14 protein-coding genes are annotated in these 15,033 nt (G+C 64.6%); 7 read left to right on the top strand and 7 right to left on the bottom strand.

Annotated features, from left to right (window positions below; translation table 11 throughout):
- Positions 1 to 77: 77 nt before the first annotated feature.
- On the top strand, positions 78 to 1,001 hold the full coding sequence (locus HYH07_RS27335; RefSeq protein WP_220005391.1) for a polyprenyl synthetase family protein: 924 nt from the start codon (positions 78 to 80) through the stop codon (positions 999 to 1,001).
- 182 nt (positions 1,002 to 1,183) lie between these two features.
- The gene (locus HYH07_RS27330; protein ID WP_220005390.1) at positions 1,184 to 1,870 is read left to right on the top strand and encodes a DUF1345 domain-containing protein; all 687 of its coding nucleotides are present in this window, start codon (positions 1,184 to 1,186) and stop codon (positions 1,868 to 1,870) included.
- A 51-nt stretch (positions 1,871 to 1,921) separates the two neighbouring features.
- On the opposite strand, the gene HYH07_RS27325 is transcribed toward HYH07_RS27330, so the two are convergent.
- Both HYH07_RS27325 and HYH07_RS27320 read right to left on the bottom strand, forming a co-directional pair.
- A complete protein-coding gene (locus HYH07_RS27325) occupies positions 1,922 to 3,775 on the bottom strand; it encodes a caspase family protein (protein WP_220005389.1) in 1,854 nt (617 codons plus the stop codon).
- Positions 3,776 to 4,050: 275 nt separating this feature from the next.
- Complete coding sequence (locus HYH07_RS27320; RefSeq protein WP_220005436.1) at positions 4,051 to 4,479, bottom strand: GFA family protein; 429 nt, start codon at positions 4,477 to 4,479, stop codon at positions 4,051 to 4,053.
- Positions 4,480 to 4,576: 97 nt separating this feature from the next.
- Between HYH07_RS27320 and HYH07_RS27315 the strand changes: the two genes are divergently transcribed.
- Positions 4,577 to 4,951: a nuclear transport factor 2 family protein gene (locus tag HYH07_RS27315; RefSeq protein WP_057749970.1), complete on the top strand. Its 375-nt coding sequence runs from the start codon at positions 4,577 to 4,579 to the stop codon at positions 4,949 to 4,951.
- Positions 4,952 to 5,247: 296 nt separating this feature from the next.
- A complete protein-coding gene (locus tag HYH07_RS27310) occupies positions 5,248 to 6,858 on the top strand; it encodes a Na+/H+ antiporter (RefSeq protein ID WP_228749795.1) in 1,611 nt (536 codons plus the stop codon).
- 79 nt (positions 6,859 to 6,937) lie between these two features.
- Here the strand turns inward: HYH07_RS27310 and HYH07_RS27305 are convergent, their stop codons facing one another.
- The 5 genes from HYH07_RS27305 to HYH07_RS27285 form a co-directional block, all read right to left on the bottom strand.
- Positions 6,938 to 7,753, bottom strand: coding sequence for an N-acetylmuramoyl-L-alanine amidase (locus tag HYH07_RS27305; protein WP_312016695.1), 816 nt, complete (start codon positions 7,751 to 7,753; stop codon positions 6,938 to 6,940).
- Entirely contained in the window at positions 7,750 to 8,646 is an 897-nt protein-coding gene (locus HYH07_RS27300; protein WP_220005388.1) for a TauD/TfdA family dioxygenase, read from the bottom strand. Before HYH07_RS27300 ends, HYH07_RS27305 begins: the two co-directional genes overlap by 4 nt.
- Positions 8,647 to 8,793: 147 nt before the next feature.
- Positions 8,794 to 10,077, bottom strand: coding sequence for a flavodoxin-dependent (E)-4-hydroxy-3-methylbut-2-enyl-diphosphate synthase (ispG, locus tag HYH07_RS27295; RefSeq protein WP_220005387.1), 1,284 nt, complete (start codon positions 10,075 to 10,077; stop codon positions 8,794 to 8,796).
- Between the two features lie 12 nt (positions 10,078 to 10,089).
- Positions 10,090 to 11,043: a DMT family transporter gene (locus HYH07_RS27290; protein WP_220005386.1), complete on the bottom strand. Its 954-nt coding sequence runs from the start codon at positions 11,041 to 11,043 to the stop codon at positions 10,090 to 10,092.
- Positions 11,044 to 11,078: 35 nt separating this feature from the next.
- Positions 11,079 to 11,573 (bottom strand): Fur family transcriptional regulator, encoded by a 495-nt coding sequence (locus HYH07_RS27285; protein WP_057749983.1) that lies wholly within the window; start codon positions 11,571 to 11,573, stop codon positions 11,079 to 11,081.
- Positions 11,574 to 11,730: 157 nt separating this feature from the next.
- On the opposite strand from HYH07_RS27285, the gene HYH07_RS27280 reads away from it, so the two are divergent.
- The 3 genes from HYH07_RS27280 to HYH07_RS27270 are packed head-to-tail and all read left to right on the top strand — an operon-like array spanning position 11,731 to position 14,959.
- Positions 11,731 to 12,216 (top strand): MarR family winged helix-turn-helix transcriptional regulator, encoded by a 486-nt coding sequence (locus HYH07_RS27280; RefSeq protein ID WP_057749986.1) that lies wholly within the window; start codon positions 11,731 to 11,733, stop codon positions 12,214 to 12,216.
- Positions 12,209 to 13,372, top strand: coding sequence for an HlyD family secretion protein (locus HYH07_RS27275; protein ID WP_220005385.1), 1,164 nt, complete (start codon positions 12,209 to 12,211; stop codon positions 13,370 to 13,372). The genes HYH07_RS27280 and HYH07_RS27275 overlap by 8 nt, the downstream gene beginning before the upstream one ends.
- A gap of 30 nt (positions 13,373 to 13,402) precedes the next feature.
- Complete coding sequence (locus tag HYH07_RS27270; protein ID WP_220005384.1) at positions 13,403 to 14,959, top strand: MDR family MFS transporter; 1,557 nt, start codon at positions 13,403 to 13,405, stop codon at positions 14,957 to 14,959.
- The last annotated feature ends 74 nt before the right edge of the window (positions 14,960 to 15,033 follow it).

Raw genomic sequence — 15,033 nt, 5'->3', positions numbered from 1 at the left:
TAGGCCTTGCAAACGATTGACTGGGGCGGGCGCATAAAGGATTGTCCCGCCGAATTTTAGTTCTGGAGCCTTTCTTGATGACCGGCACGTCCCCGTCCGATTTCGCCAAACGTCTGGACAAGACCGCTGATGACACCGAAGCCTTGCTCGGGCGTTTGCTGTCGGACGACATCCTGCCCGATGAGATCGCCCGCCCCAAGCGGCTGATGGACGCGATGCGCTATTCGAGCCTGAATGGCGGCAAGCGGTTGCGGCCGTTCCTGGTGGTCGAGAGTGCGGCCGTGTTCGGTGTTCCCCGCGAGGCCGCGCTGCTCGTCGGCGCCGCGCTCGAATGCATCCACTGCTATTCGCTGATCCATGACGATCTGCCGGCGATGGACAATTCGGACCTGCGCCGCGGCCGCCCCACCCTGCACAAGCAGACCGACGATGCGACCGCGATCCTCGCCGGCGACGGCCTTTTGACGATCGCTTTCGACATCGTCACCCGCGACGAGGTGCATCGCGACGCCAATGTACGACTGCTGTTGACGCGCGCGCTGGCGCGCTGCGCCGGCATCGGCGGCATGGTCGGCGGCCAGATTCTCGATCTCGCCGGCGAAGGCCGCTTCGGCGGCCATGAGCCGATCGATGTTGCCCGCATTCAGCAGATGAAGACCGGTGCGCTGCTGCGCTATGGCTGCATCGCCGGCGCGATCCTCGGCCAGGCCTCGCAGAAGGAATATCAGGCGCTCGACGATTATGGCCGCGCGCTCGGTGAAGCCTTCCAGATCGCCGACGACCTGCTCGACGTCGAGGGCGACGCGGCTGCCCTCGGCAAACCCGCCGGCGCCGATGCCGCGCTCGGCAAGACCACCTTCGTGACCCAGCTCGGCATCGACGGCGCCAAGCAGCGCGTGCGCGATCTCTTGGCGCGCGCCGACAGCGCCATCTCGATTTTCGGCGACCGCGCCGCCGTGCTGCAAGCCGCCGCGCACTTCGTGGCCGAGCGGAAGAACTAGTAACCCCAGGCTCCTCACCTCTCCCGCTTGCGGGAGAGGTCGGATCGCGACAGCGATCCGGGTGAGGGCTCTCTCCTCTTGGGGATTCCTGAGGGTGGAGACACCCTCTCCCCAACCCTCCCCCGCAAGCGGGGGAGGGAGCAGACCGCCGCTGCGGCAATAGCGAGGGAAGCGTCGCCATCATGGCCAATGACAAAGAAGATCCCGCCCTCGCCCGCTTCCGCCGGATGTCGCGGCCGATGCGGCTGGTCTATGCGCGGCCGCGGACCTTCATCTCGCTTGCCGTCGGCATCCTTGTGTGCCTGCTGCTTCCCGGTTCGTACCGGCTGGCGACGCGACTGCTGTTCGGCTGGGATGCGCTGATCGCGGTCTATCTCGTGCTGGTCTATACGATGATGCTGTGCAACGACCACCAGCACATCCGCCGTGCGGCTGCGATGCAGGACGACGGCCGTTTCGTGATCCTGCTGGTGACGGCGACCGGCGCGTTCGCCAGCATTGCCGCGATCGTCTATGAGCTCGGGACGCCGCACCGCGGCGCCATGGAGCTGACCGTTGCGATCAGCACCATCGCGCTATCCTGGGCCGCCGTGCACACGACCTTCGCGCTGCATTACGCCCATGACTATTATCGTCACCCGCCGGGCGGCTTGCAGTTTCCGAGCGGCGACACCGAAGACCACGCCGACTATTGGGACTTCGTCTATTTCTCGTTCGTGATCGGCATGACCGCGCAGGTCTCCGACGTCGGCATCACCGACAAGACCATCCGCCGCACCGCCACCGCACACGGCATCGTATCGTTCATCTACAACACGGCCCTGCTGGCGCTGACGGTGAACATCGCGGCGAGCGCGATCGCGACATGATCCCCGCAATATTGTCCCGGCTTCGCCAGGACGATATTGCGAGCGACGCTCTCAGTTGCAGACTTCGTAATTGGCATCGTTGTGAGGGCCGCCACCGCCGCGATACTCAAGATGACAACCGCGCCTGACAGGACGGCATAGCAGATCGTTGCAGAAAATCTGGCCGCCACCGCCCGAGGCGCGACCGGCGCCAGCCGCAACGGCAGCGCCGCCCGGCGCTCCGGCCCCAGCGCTACCCGACTGACGACGCTGCCGTGCGGCACGGTCATCGCTGTCGTCGCGCGTGGCGGTTGCGGGCTTGGAGGTTGCGGGCTTGGCGGTTGCAGGCTTGTCAGTTCCGGGTTTGGCCGGCTTGGCGGCGCGCTGCTTCTCGCATCGATTGTCGTCATTCAGCACGTAGCCGTCGTCGCAGACGATCTTGGTGCAGACGTCGCCATCGGCCTTGAAGCCGTGATCGCAGACCAGCGGGCAGACGCGTGACTGCCTTGACTTGACCGTGTCGAGCGCATCCGTGCTCGCCACCTTCACGTCGAGCTTGGTGCCGGCATAGCGATTGAACTGCGACAGCGACCGCTGCGAGGACGTGTTCCAGACGCCGTCAGCCTGTCCCGAGAAACAGCCGACGCGACCGAGCTCGGTCTGAACCGAGCGATTGAGATCAACAGGCGTTGCAGTCGGCGTCAGCGCTGCGACGTTGGTCCCGGCAGGGCTTGCGGTGCCGGCCGGCGCAGTGCTCGGCGCCGCCGCGAGATTGACCCGCTGCTGCTCGGCAGCGGCGGCCTGCTGCTGCGCCTGCTCCTTCGCTTTCTGCGCGGCGAGCTGGGCCTGCTCGGCCGCCTTCGCCTCGGCCGCCGCCCTGGCTTGCGCATCCGTCTGCGCGCCGATCGCAGCGAGACGGTCGCGCTCGGCCTCGGCCTGCCTGGCCTTCTCGATGGCGGCGGCATGAACCTGCTCGGCCTGGATCTTGTCGATCTGAAGCTTGGCAAGGTTGGCGTAGAAGCCGTCCGGGTGCTGGGCCAGGAAGGCTTCCCATGCCGCCCTGTTGCCGACCTGGAGCGCAAGCTCATAGTCGCGGCGCATGTCGGCCTGCGGATTGATCGCGGGCGCGGGTGCTGCTGCCGGCGCGGCCTTGACCGGCACCAGCGGCACATCCTCGCCGCCGAGCGAGCCGTAGACGAACGGCTCCTGCTTGTTGCCGGTCGCCTTGAGCACGTCGTCCCGCACGAAGCCGAAGGCGCGGCGGACGTCGAGGCCCGGCGTGGTCAGATGCTTCGACAAAGCGATGGTGAAGGGGCTGTTGGCGCCGTCGCCATCCTGCGCGGTGAAGCCGGCCTTGGCCGAATAGGCGATCAGCGTGTTGGTGCTGGCCGGCTCGACCTGGGCCAGACCGCGGCCGATACCGCGCGAGGCCAAAGTGCGCTTCATGGTCCTGCCGAACGGATTGTCGCGGCAGGCATCGAGGATCACCAGGCGAAGCTGCTTGGCCGGCTCGACCGCGACCAGCACGCGATCCAGCGAGAGCGCCTCGTCATAGACGTCGGTGTCGCGCTCGAGCTTGGCATCGACAGGGATCAGATAGTTGGAGCCGTCGACCTCGATGCCGTGGCCGGCATAGTAGACCAGGGCGATGTCGGCATCGCGGGTCGCATCGGCGAAGTCGCGCAGCACGCGCCTTGTATCGAGCGCGGTCAGGTCGTGGCGGGAATCGACGACATCGAAGCCGGCCTCCTTCAGCGTCTTCGCCATCACCGCACCGTCATTGACGGGATTGGCGAGCGAAGGCGCGTTCTGATAGGCCGAGTTGGCCAGCACCAGCGCGACGCGCTTTCCGGCAAAGGCGGGATCGGCGCCAAACAGCAGCGCGACGGTGAGGAGCAATGGGCTAAGCCTGAACAAATTGCGCATGACCACTTCCAAAATTTCGGGGCAGTTCACACCCTCGGGGACAGCCTTAGCAAGATCCGCCGCCTGCGCTTGTGATGGAGGTCACCAAGACGGCGCGAGCAACCGGCTAAGGAGCCCCTTTTGTTAGTCGCGCCAGTGCGTTGGCGGTTCGCCGCCAGCCGCCTCGGCCCGTTTTCGCTAGAGCCCCGTTCCGATGGAATCGGAACGGGGCTCTAGGATGTAGTTTTGACGCGTTTTCTTGACGCGAACCGGTATCCACTTCGCTCGAAAACGCTCTAGCCATCCCCGACGTGCCCCCGATATTGCGGCAGATTGTCCGTGATCTCGTGCCACGGCGCCTTGGAACCCACGAAAATATGCGCAGTGGGGCGGATCGTGGGGGCATCGACCAGGGTTCCCATGGCGACGTGAGCCCATTTGCCGTCGCGTACGCGGGAATAAAGCAGCGAGCCGCAGCGGGCACAGTGTGCGTCATGGGTGATGTCGTCGCCGTAGATGACCTTGCTGTCCTCGCCCCTGACCAGGCGAAGCTGGCCATATTCGATGCCGGCAAACGGCTTGAAGGCGGAACCGGTGGTACGACGGCAGTTCGAGCAGTGACAATTCAGCGCATAGGAGAACGCGTCCGCCACTTCGTAGCGGACCGCGCGGCAATAGCATTCGCCGGCAAGGATCGGAGCGTTCTGATGTTGCGAGCCCGTCATGATGATGCCCTCGCGCAAATGGCGGAAGACAGCCATAGCGCAATTTGATCTGTCCGACTAAGTTTCCCGTCAAGCCATCATTCAAAGGGATGACCCCATGAGCCAAAATCGGTCGAGCGTCGAAGCCGTCGTGCAAACCTATTTTGACGGGCTTTACGAGGGAGATGCCGACAAGCTCGGCGAGGTCTTCCACCCCTCAGCCGATCTGCGCTGGGTGGACAAGGGCGAGCTGAAGATCCTGACCGTGCCTGACTGGCTCGCCTGGGTGCGCAAGCGCCCCTCCGCCAAGGCGGAAGGCAAGCCGCGCGAGGACTTCATCATCACCATCGACCGCTCGGACGACAAGACCGCCTTCATCAAGGTCAAATGCCAGCTGCCGCCACGCTTCTTCACGGACTATCTGGTGGCGATGAAGCTGGCCGACGGCTGGCAGATCGTGTCGAAATCGTATCGGTACGATCTGAGAGAGTGAGGGTCCGCGGCCTGAAATCGGGCACGCTCGTCCCGCATTTCTCCGTCATTGCGAGCCAGACTCTCGCCACACCTCATTGCGAGGAGCCCTTGCGACGAAGCAATCCAGAATCTCTCCGCGGATCGATTCTGGATTGCTTCGCTTCGCTCGCAATGACGGCGCGTGTGGCGCGGGTTGATCGCGGCGAGGAAAAGCTGGCCGCCATGATCCCCTACGGCAAGGACGATCTCCTGGCAGCCACCCCACATTGACCACTCCACATTGACCTCTTGGCCGCTTCCGGGCCAAGACAGGTCATGATCGCGGCGAAATTCCAGACCTTCCTGATCCTGCTCGCGGTGCTGGCCGGCACCGCGCTCGTGGCCCGGCGCTTCAACCTGGCGCCGGCCATCCTGCTGATGCTGTCGGGCGTCGGCCTGGCTTTCGTGCCGGGGATGCCGCCGGTCGAGCTGCCGCCGGAACTGGTGCTGCTGATGGTGCTGCCGCCGCTGATCTATTCGGCGAGCGTCGCCATGAGCTGGCGCGAGTTCAGGAACAATCTGCGCCCCATTGTGCTGCTTGCGGTCGGCGCCGTGATCTTCACGGCGGCGCTTGTCGCGGCCGCCACCCATTACATGATCGGCCTGCCCTGGAGCATCGGTTTTCTGCTCGGGGCCATCGTTGCGCCGCCCGACGTGGTGGCGCCGCTCGCGATCGCCCGGCGGCTCAACATGCCGCGCCGGCTGCTTGTCATCCTCGAGGGCGAAGGGCTCGCCAACGACGCGACCGCGCTGATCCTCTACCGCTTCGCGCTCGCCGCGATCATGGTCGGGCATTTCTCGATGCCGCTGGCAGCGGGCGAATTTGCTCTCATCGTCGCCGGCGAGATCGCGTTCGGAATCGGTGTCGGCTGGCTGTCGCTGCGCTTCCGCAAATGGTCTTGCGATCCGCAGGTCGAGCTGACGCTGTCGCTGATCACACCCTATGTCTCCTATTGGCTGCCGGAGCATGTCGGCGGCTCCGGCGTGATCGCCACCGTCGCCTGCGGCCTTTATGTCAGCTGGAACGGACCGCTGCTGATTTCGGCATCGACGCGCCTGCAGGGCATCTTCTTCTGGGATCTCATCATCTACCTGATCGAGGGCCTGCTGTTCCTGCTCACCGGCTTCCAGATGCGCGCGCTCTATGAGAAGTCGAAGGCGTTTCCGCTCGACGACATCATGATCGCGACGGCAGTGGTCATGCTCGTCATCGTTCTGGCGCGCTTTGCCTGGCTCTATCCCGCGACCTATCTGCCGCGGATGCTGAGCAAGTCGCTGCGCAAACGCGATCCGTCGCCGCCCTGGCAATGGCCGTTCGCGCTCGCCTTCACCGGCGTGCGCGGCGCGGTGTCGCTGGCGGCCGCCCTGGCGCTGCCGTTCACGCTGCCTGACGGCAACGCCTTCCCCTATCGCGACCTGATCCTGTTCGTCGCCTTCGGCGTCATCTTCATCACGCTGATCGGCGTCGGCCTGACGCTGCCGCCGGTGGTGCGCTGGCTCGGCATCGCGCAAGCCGGCCGCATCGAGCATGTCGCCGAGCACGAGGCCGAGATCTCGGCGCGGCGCCAGGCGCTCGACGCCGCATTGAAATCGCTGGATGCGCTGACCGAGGAGAAACAGGTCTCGGACGAGGTGATGCGGCTCTTGCGCGCCCGCCACGAGATCCGCGTCAACCAGCTGCCTGACTCGCTCGATCCCGCCCATCACGACGTCTCGGCCGCCGGCACCGCGCTGACCCGCGAGCTGATCGAGGCCGAGCGCAAGTTCATCCATGATCTCCTGCGCGACGGGCAGATCACCGACGAGACGCGGCGCAGGATCGAACGCGATCTGGATCTGGAGGAGGCGAGCCTGGCGAACCGGGAATATCGCGGGGCGCCGCTGTAGCGGTTTTCGTCATTGCGAGCCAACGGGTCCGCGCGGACCCGTTGGCTCGCAATGACGGTTGTTGAAACAGCGGAGCAAGCTACCGCTTCTCGCAATAGGCTCGCATCGCCCGCGTTACAGCCGCTGCAATCAGCTCCCGTCGCTCCGGCGAGTTCATCGCCATCTCCTCGTCGCGGTTGATGATGGAGCCGGCTTCCAGCAGCACCGCGGCGCTTCGGGTCTTGGAGAGCACGACGAGGCCGTCATAGCGGTAGACGCCGACATCCTTGTCCAGCAACGGATGCCGGTAGCGCCCCATCAGCGGCAGGGAGTATTGGGTGGCGTATTGCAGGCCTTTGTCCTTCAGCTCCCGGCCCAGCAGCTTGGCGAAGGCGAGGCTGGCGGAGAAATGCGGGTTGCGCTCCGACACGAACAGCGAATGACCGCTGAAGCGATCGCTGAAATAGCTCTTGGCGCCGTCGAATTCCCACGTCTCGAGCATCTTGTCGGGCACGGAATCATGATGGATCGACAGGAAGAAATCCGCATGCGCAGCATTGGCGGTTCCGACGCGCTTGAGCAGGCTCGCTTTCGCCTGGCCTTCGGTCACCAGCACGCGAGTTGCGGCGAAGCTTGCCGACTTCAATCTCTCGCCGATCAGCTTCGCCAGCTGCAGGTTGAAGCCGAATTCGACATCGTTGCGCGCGCTGGTGGCGCCTTGCGATTCGGAGGTGTGTCCGACATCGAGCATGATCCGGAATTTGTGCGGATCGCATGTTTCCAGTGCGGGCGAAGGCTTGGGCTTCGCGCTCGCGACCTTGCGGGCCGGTGCCGCCTCGCCATGCTCAGCTGGCAGAGACAAGAGCGGGATCAGCGACACGGCAATAGCGGCGGTGATGCGCCACGATATCGTCACACCGGCCGTTCTCCCTTCACCGTCACGCGCGTGCCCGAGCGCGTGTGCGGCCAGTAGTCCCACATCGCGCGGTGCTGGGTGCAGCGGTTGTCCCAGAACGCGATGGCGTTCTCGGTCCAGCGGAAGCGGCACTGGAACAGCGGGTTCTCGGCGTGCTGGTAGAGATAGGCGAGCATCGCGTCGCTCTCGTCGCGCGGGATGCCGTTGATGTGCCTGACGAAGCCGCGGTTGACATACAGCGCCTTCCTGCCCGTCACCGGATGGGTGCGCACCACCGGATGCTCGGCGTGCGGATAGGACGGGCGGTCGGCGACGCCGTAATTCGCATAAAGCCCGCGATAGATCGGCTCGCCGTCGTGCAGCGCGGTGAGGCCGTCGAGATAGGCTTTCATGCGATCCGACAGCGCCTCATAGGCGGCGTACATGTTGGCGAACAGCGTGTCGCCGCCGCGCGGCGGGCACTGCTTGATGTAGAGGATCGAGCCCATCGGCGGCTCGAGATCGCAGGACACGTCGGAATGCCAGCCCTCGCCATTCGCGCGGGGTGAGTTCTTGTCGGCGTAGATCTTCATCAAGGCCGGATCTTCATCCTCGTGAGGCGCTGCGGGATGAAAATGCAGCTCGCCGAACTTGCGGCCGAAGGCGAGGTGCTGCTTGGCCGTGATGTGCTGGTCGCGGAAGAAGATCACGAGGTTTTCGGCCAGCGCGCGGCGGATCTCGTCCATCTGCCTGTTGGAGCGCGCATCGCCCTCGACCAGCTGACCGATGTCGACGCCGGAGATTTCCGCACCGATGATGGGGGTGAGCTTTTCGACCGCGATGGTTTCGTAGGGCGCGCCGTCGTCAGCCGTGTGGCGATAGCGCGGACCTTGCTTGCCGGCGAGTGAGCTCATGGGTGTTGCTCCCGATCATCTTGATTGGGAAGCATCGTAGCAACGTAGGGCGGGTTAGCGAAGCGTAACCCGCCACTTCGCGCGCGCAAAAAATAAGGCGGGTTACGTTACGCTAACCCGCCCCACGCTTCGATAATTGAAAGACACCTACTCCGCCGCAGTCTCCGGCACCTTGGCGCCCTGGCCGTAGCGCTGGTCGATGTAGTCGATCACCAGCGCCTTGAAGTCGGCGGAGATGGTGGGCCCACGCAGCGTGCGGAACTTCTTGCCGTCGACGAAGACGGGCGCGGCCGGCGCTTCGCCGGTGCCGGGCAGGGAGATGCCGATATTGGCGTGCTTGGATTCGCCGGGGCCGTTGACGATGCAGCCCATCACCGCGACGTTGAGCTCCTCGACACCGGGATATTTGGTCTTCCAGGTCGGCATCTCGTCGCGGATGAAATCCTGGATCGAGCGCGCCAGCTCCTGGAACGTGGTCGAGGTGGTGCGGCCGCAGCCGGGGCAGGCGGCCACCAGCGGCACGAAGGTGCGGAAGCCCATGGTCTGCAGCAGCTCCTGGCCGACCTGCACCTCGCGGGTGCGGTCGCCGCCGGGCTCCGGCGTCAGCGAGATGCGAATGGTGTCGCCGATGCCCTGCTGCAACAGGATGCCGAGCGCGGCGGCCGAGGCCACGATGCCCTTCGAGCCCATGCCTGCTTCGGTCAGGCCGAGATGGATGGCGTAGTCGGAGCGCGCGGCGAGATCCTGATAGACCGCGATGAGGTCCTGCACCGCCGACACCTTGGCGGAGAGGATGATGCGGTCCTTGGGCATGCCGAGCTCTTCGGCGCGCGCGGCCGAGAGCAGCGCGGACTGCACCATCGCCTCGCGCGTCACCGCGCGCACGTCGCGCGGATTGGCGGAGGCGGCGTTCTCGTCCATCAGCTTGGTCAAGAGCTCCTGATCGAGCGAGCCCCAATTGGCGCCGATGCGCACCGGCTTGTTGTTCTTGTTCGCGATCTCGATGATGTCGGCAAACTGGGTGTCGCGCTTGTCCTTGAAGCCGACATTGCCGGGATTGATGCGGTATTTCGCCAGCGCCTCGGCGCAGGCCGGATAGGCGGCCAGCAGCTTGTGGCCGATATAATGGAAGTCGCCGATCAGGGGCGTGGTGATGCCGCGCTTGGCGAGACCATCGCGGATGTGCGGGACAGCCGCGGCGGCCTCCTCGCGATCCACGGTGATGCGGACCATTTCGGAGCCGGCGCGCGCGAGCGCTGCGACCTGGGCGATGGTGCCGTCGATGTCGGCGGTGTCGGTGTTGGTCATCGACTGCACGACAATCGGCGCGCCGCCGCCCACAGCGACGTTGCCCACCTTCACCTGGGTGGTCTTGTGCCGGGGCGCGGGGCCGGCGATGTCGGAATCGATGGTGTTTTCGAGCTTGTTCATGGGGTCCAAATATCAGGTTTTGGTGACGTTCAGCAATGCATCAGCTGGCGCCGCGGCCTCTCGGCTCGGACGGTTAACCAGGAAAAGCCCAGCAATTACAAGGACGGCTGCCGCCCCAAAGGCCAGACTTAGGGTGTCGTGCATGATGAAATAGCTAGCCACCACGCCAAACAAAGGGGTGATGAAGGTAAAAGCCGACAATTTGCTGGCCGAATAGGTCTTCACCAGCGCGAACCAAAGCGTGAACGTCGTTCCCACCACCCAGACCGTCTGGAACACCATCAGCCCGATCGAGAGCGGGCGCGGGGCATGAGGGATGGTCTCCCCGAACAGATAGGCGGCGAGCCCCAGGATCGGGATCGACATCGCGACCTGGTAGCCCAGCGCCTTCTCCGGCGGAGCAAAGCGCAGCCGCGTCGCCTTGGCGACCAGCGTGGTCGCGGCCCAGAGCGCGCCGCCGCCGACGACCATGAGATCGCCGAGCAGCACTTTGGCATCGACATCCGGCTGCGGCACGCCGATCGCGAGCGCGACGCCGGCAAAGCTCAAGGCCAGCCCCAGCCATTGCGAGCCCCTCAGCCGCTCCCCCAGCACCTGATAGGAACCGAGCGCGACGAAAAACGGCGCGGTGTAGAGGAACACGACCGCGCGCGAGGCCGGCGTGAAGCGCAGACCTTCATAGATCAGCACGAATTCGATGCCGAACATCAAGCCGGCAAACAGACCTGCGGCGAGCGTGCCGTCGCGCTCGAAGAACTTTGCCCCGCGCAAGCTGCCGATGATGAACAGCACCGGCAGCGCGCCCATCGAGCGGATGGTCGCCTGCAACATCGGCGGGATGTCGGGGATGACGAGCTTCACCGCGATCTGGTTGAAGCCCCAGGTCAGGCACAGCATCAGCATCAGGGCGATGGCGCCGGCGCTGAGAGGGCGGCCGGCGGACGGGGTGGCTTCGGTTGCGGACATTTCTTCCTGAGGTCCGGCTTTGCGCCGTTGTTGCTTTAGGACTTCTTCTGACAATGGGTGCAGACGCCCGTGATCTCCACCACGGACAGCTTTGGTGCGAAGCCTGAGCTGCGCGCCGCGGCGTTGAGTTCCCCGGCGAAAGATCCTGACGGGATCTCGCCGACCAGGCCACAGCGCTCGCAGATCAGGAACGCCACGGCCGAGGTCGCGTCATGGTCGTGGGCGGCGCAGGCGAGATAGGCGTTGCGGCTTTCGATGCGGTGCACGAGGCGGTTCGCCATCAGGAAATCGAGAGCACGGTAGACCGTGATCGGCGCCGGCCGCGGCATCGACTTGGCGAGCTCGTCGATCACTTCATAAGCGCCGAGCGGGCGATGGCTGGAGAGCAAAGCCCCCAGCACCTGGCGGCGAATCGGTGTGAATTTCTGCGCGCGCTGCTCGCAAACCGCTTCCGCATGCGCCAGCGCGTCCGCGGTGCAGCGTCCGTGATCATGGTCGGGCGTCGGAAAGGCCGGCTTGGCGAGGGTCATTCGGCCCGCTTTCTAGCATTTCGGCCGGGGAACCCAAAGCACGACCCGGCGCCGCGGCGGTCAGCCATGCTTTTGCGGCGGGACAGCGTCCCGTTAACCCGCCATCAAATAATCATAAGCTTGCTTATTATATCCAAGCTTATTGGAGACCAAGCTTATGACCCGCGGGTCGTCCGTCGACCAGAATTTCCTGTTCACGCTCGGCGAGCTGTACCGGCTCTTGCGCGTCTATGCCGACAAGGAGGCCTCGCGCTTCGGCATCACCCGCGCACAATGGGCGGTGCTGGCCAAGGTCGAGCGCAGCGAGGGCATGAAGCAATCGGAGCTCGCCGAGCTGCTCGAGATGCAGCCGATCACGCTGACGCGGCTGATCGACAAGCTCTGCGACAACGACTGGATCGAGCGCCGCAGCGACGCCACCGACCGCCGCGTCAAGCGCCTCTATCTGAAGAAGGCGGGCCGTGCGCTGCTGGGCAAGATGAGCGGGCTCAAATCCGAGCTGACCGCGAACGCGCTTGACGGCATCAGCCCGTCCGACGCCCACCGTCTCCTCACCCAACTCGAAACCATCAAAGAAAACGTGCGAACTGCGATCCAGACGTCTGGCGCGGAACAAGCACGTAAGGAGCAGCGCTATGGCTGATCAGGTTCTCAAATTCCAGCCCGAGCAGAAGGCCGACAGCGGCAAGCCGACCAAGAAGGCCGGCACCGATCCACGCCGCCGCTTCGTCGCCGGCCTGCGCCGCTATCGCCGCTTCCTGCTGATGGTGGTGCTGCCGATCGTGGCCGTCATCGCCGGCCTGGCCTTCTATCTCAATGGCGGCCGCTATGTCGGCACCGACGATGCCTATGTCGGCGCGCAGAAGGTGCTGGTGACGCCTGATATCTCCGGCAAGATCCAGAAGGTGGTCGTGAAGGAAGGCCAGGCGGTCAAGAAGGGCGACGAGCTGTTCGAGATCGATTCCGTGCCGTTCCGCCATGCGGTGGATGAGGCCAAGGCACAGCTCGCCCAGGCGCAGACGACCTATGACAATCTCGTCGCCAACATCAAGATCTACGGCGACATGCTCAACCTCGCCCAGCAGGGCGTCGACCTGAAGCAGCGCGACGTTGAGCGCAAGCAGGCGCTGGTGAAGAATAACTACGGCTCCCAGCTCGATCTCGACAACGCGGCCAACGCACTGGTGACGGCCGGCGCACAGACGCAATTCGTCAAGCAGCAGCTGTCCAACGCCAAGACGCAATTGCTCGGCAATCCCGAGCTGCCGCTCGAGCAGTTCCCGCCCTATGCGCAGGCCAAGGCAAAGCTCGACGACGCCCAGCGTAATCTCGACCACACCGTGCTGCGGGCGCCGATGGATGGCATCGCGACCCAGGTCGAGCAGATCCAGCTCGGGCGCTTCGTTGCCGCCGGCACCGCGGTGTTCTCCATCGTCGACATCGCCCATCCCTGGGTCGATGCCAATCCGAAGGAGAGCGACCTCACCTATGTCACGGAGGGCCAGCCGGTCACGCTCGAGGTCGACGCGTTTCCCAACCATGTCTTCAAGGGCAAGATCGGCTCGCTGTCGCCCGGCACCGGCGCGCAATTCGCGATCCTGCCGCCGCAGAACGCCACCGGCAATTTCGTCAAGGTGGTGCAGCGCGTGCCGATCAGGATCTATTTCGACGAGAGCGACAAATACGTCAAGAAGCTGAAGGCGGGCATGAGCGTCTATGCCAGCATCGACACCGGCCATCAGCGCTCGCTCGCCGGCCTGCTCGGCCTGTCGGCGACCGCGGGCCAAGAGAAAGAGTAAGACGCAAAGAGCAAGACAAGGACCAAGCGTATGTCCGGCCCTAATGCCCATTTGATGGTCCCCGGCCTGCGCCGGAACATGGTGACGATCTGCGCCATGACCGCGACCATCATGCAGGCGCTGGACACCACCATCGCCAACGTCGCGCTGCCCTACATGCAGGGCACCCTGTCGGCCTCGCAGGACCAGATCAACTGGGTGCTGACCTCCTATATCGTCGCCGCCGCGATCATGACGGCGCCGGTGGGATGGATCTCCAACCGCTTCGGCCGCAAGCGCATCTTCATCATCTGCGCCGGCGGCTTCACCTTCGCCTCCGTCCTATGCGGGCTGGCGCAGGACATCAACCAGATGGTGCTGTTCCGCCTGCTGCAGGGCGTGTTCGGCGCAGCGCTGGTGCCGCTGTCCCAGTCGGTGATGCTCGACTATTACACGCTCCAGGAGCGCGCCAAGGCGATGTCGATCTGGGGCATGGGCGTGATGATGGGCCCGATCATGGGCCCGTCGCTCGGCGCCTGGCTCACCGAGACCTATTCCTGGCACTGGGTGTTCTTCGTCAATCTGCCGTTCGGTGCGATCACCGTGTTCGGGCTGATGGTCTTCATGGATGAGACCAAGAAGGACCTTAGCCTCAAGTTCGACTGGTTCGGCTTCGGCGCGCTGGCGATCGCGATCGGCGCGCTCCAGCTCGCGCTCGACCGCGGCGAACAGCTCGACTGGTTCGAATCGGTCGAGATCGTGACCGAGTTCGTCATCTCCGGCATCGCCTTCTATTACTTCTTCGCGCATTCCTTCACGACGTCGCGCCCGTTCATCCAGTTTGCGCTGTTTAAGGATCGCAACTTCGTCACCGGCTGCATCTTCATGACGGTGATGGGCCTCGTGCTGTACTCGACCATGGCGCTGGCCTCGCCTTACCTGCAAAACGTCATCGGCTATCCCATCATGACGGCCGGCGGCCTGCTCGCGAGCCGCGGCTTCGGCACTTTCTTTGCCATGATGATGGTCGGCCGCATCATGAAGTACATCGAGGCCCGCACCCTGATCATCTCAGGCCTGACGCTGACGGCTGCCTCGCTGTTCCAGATGACCGGCTGGACCGACCAGACCCAGGTGCCGGAGATCGTCATCGTCAGCGTGATCCAGGGTTTTGGCTTCGGCCTCGTGTTCGTGCCGCTCTCGACCGTGTCGTTCCTGACGCTGCCCAATCATCTGCGCACCGACGGCACCTCGATGCTGACGCTGTTGCGCAATGTCGCAAGCTCGGTCGGCATCTCCATCGTGATCGCCCAGCTGACGCAGGGCACGCGCAAGACCTATGCGATCCTCTCGGAGCACATCAATCCGTTCAACCACGCGCTGCAGATGCCTGATGTGCGCGGCCTGATCAACCTCTCCACCGACGCCGGCCGCGCCATGGCCGACCGCATGGTCAGCGTGCAGGCGCAGATCATCGCCTTCGCGCACGACTACCAGCTGGTGATGTTCTTCATCCTCTGCACCATCCCGCTCGCCCTGATGATCGGCTCGACCAAGGCCGTGCTGCGCAAGCAGGCGGCGGGGCCGGAACATGCGGTGATGGAGTAACCACGGCTGTCATTGCCCCGGCTTGACCGGGGCATCCAGTACGCCGCGGCCCATCTCTATCCCACAAACGTCTC

The organism is Bradyrhizobium sp. BR 10261, from assembly GCF_019455395.1.
GTDB lineage: Bacteria > Pseudomonadota > Alphaproteobacteria > Rhizobiales > Xanthobacteraceae > Bradyrhizobium > Bradyrhizobium manausense.
Note: the sequence above shows the minus strand (reverse complement) of the source record. Positions and strands in the feature narration are given on the sequence as shown.

Coding starts and splice junctions, on each gene's coding strand:
- HYH07_RS27335 (WP_220005391.1), top strand. CDS start 78: ATGACCGGCACGTCCCCGTCCGATTTCGCCAAACGTCTGGACAAGACC.
- HYH07_RS27330 (WP_220005390.1), top strand. CDS start 1,184: ATGGCCAATGACAAAGAAGATCCCGCCCTCGCCCGCTTCCGCCGGATG.
- HYH07_RS27325 (WP_220005389.1), bottom strand. CDS start 3,775: ATGCGCAATTTGTTCAGGCTTAGCCCATTGCTCCTCACCGTCGCGCTG.
- HYH07_RS27320 (WP_220005436.1), bottom strand. CDS start 4,479: ATGACGGGCTCGCAACATCAGAACGCTCCGATCCTTGCCGGCGAATGC.
- HYH07_RS27315 (WP_057749970.1), top strand. CDS start 4,577: ATGAGCCAAAATCGGTCGAGCGTCGAAGCCGTCGTGCAAACCTATTTT.
- HYH07_RS27310 (WP_228749795.1), top strand. CDS start 5,248: ATGATCGCGGCGAAATTCCAGACCTTCCTGATCCTGCTCGCGGTGCTG.
- HYH07_RS27300 (WP_220005388.1), bottom strand. CDS start 8,646: ATGAGCTCACTCGCCGGCAAGCAAGGTCCGCGCTATCGCCACACGGCT.
- ispG (WP_220005387.1), bottom strand. CDS start 10,077: ATGAACAAGCTCGAAAACACCATCGATTCCGACATCGCCGGCCCCGCG.
- HYH07_RS27290 (WP_220005386.1), bottom strand. CDS start 11,043: ATGTCCGCAACCGAAGCCACCCCGTCCGCCGGCCGCCCTCTCAGCGCC.
- HYH07_RS27285 (WP_057749983.1), bottom strand. CDS start 11,573: ATGACCCTCGCCAAGCCGGCCTTTCCGACGCCCGACCATGATCACGGA.
- HYH07_RS27280 (WP_057749986.1), top strand. CDS start 11,731: ATGACCCGCGGGTCGTCCGTCGACCAGAATTTCCTGTTCACGCTCGGC.
- HYH07_RS27275 (WP_220005385.1), top strand. CDS start 12,209: ATGGCTGATCAGGTTCTCAAATTCCAGCCCGAGCAGAAGGCCGACAGC.
- HYH07_RS27270 (WP_220005384.1), top strand. CDS start 13,403: ATGTCCGGCCCTAATGCCCATTTGATGGTCCCCGGCCTGCGCCGGAAC.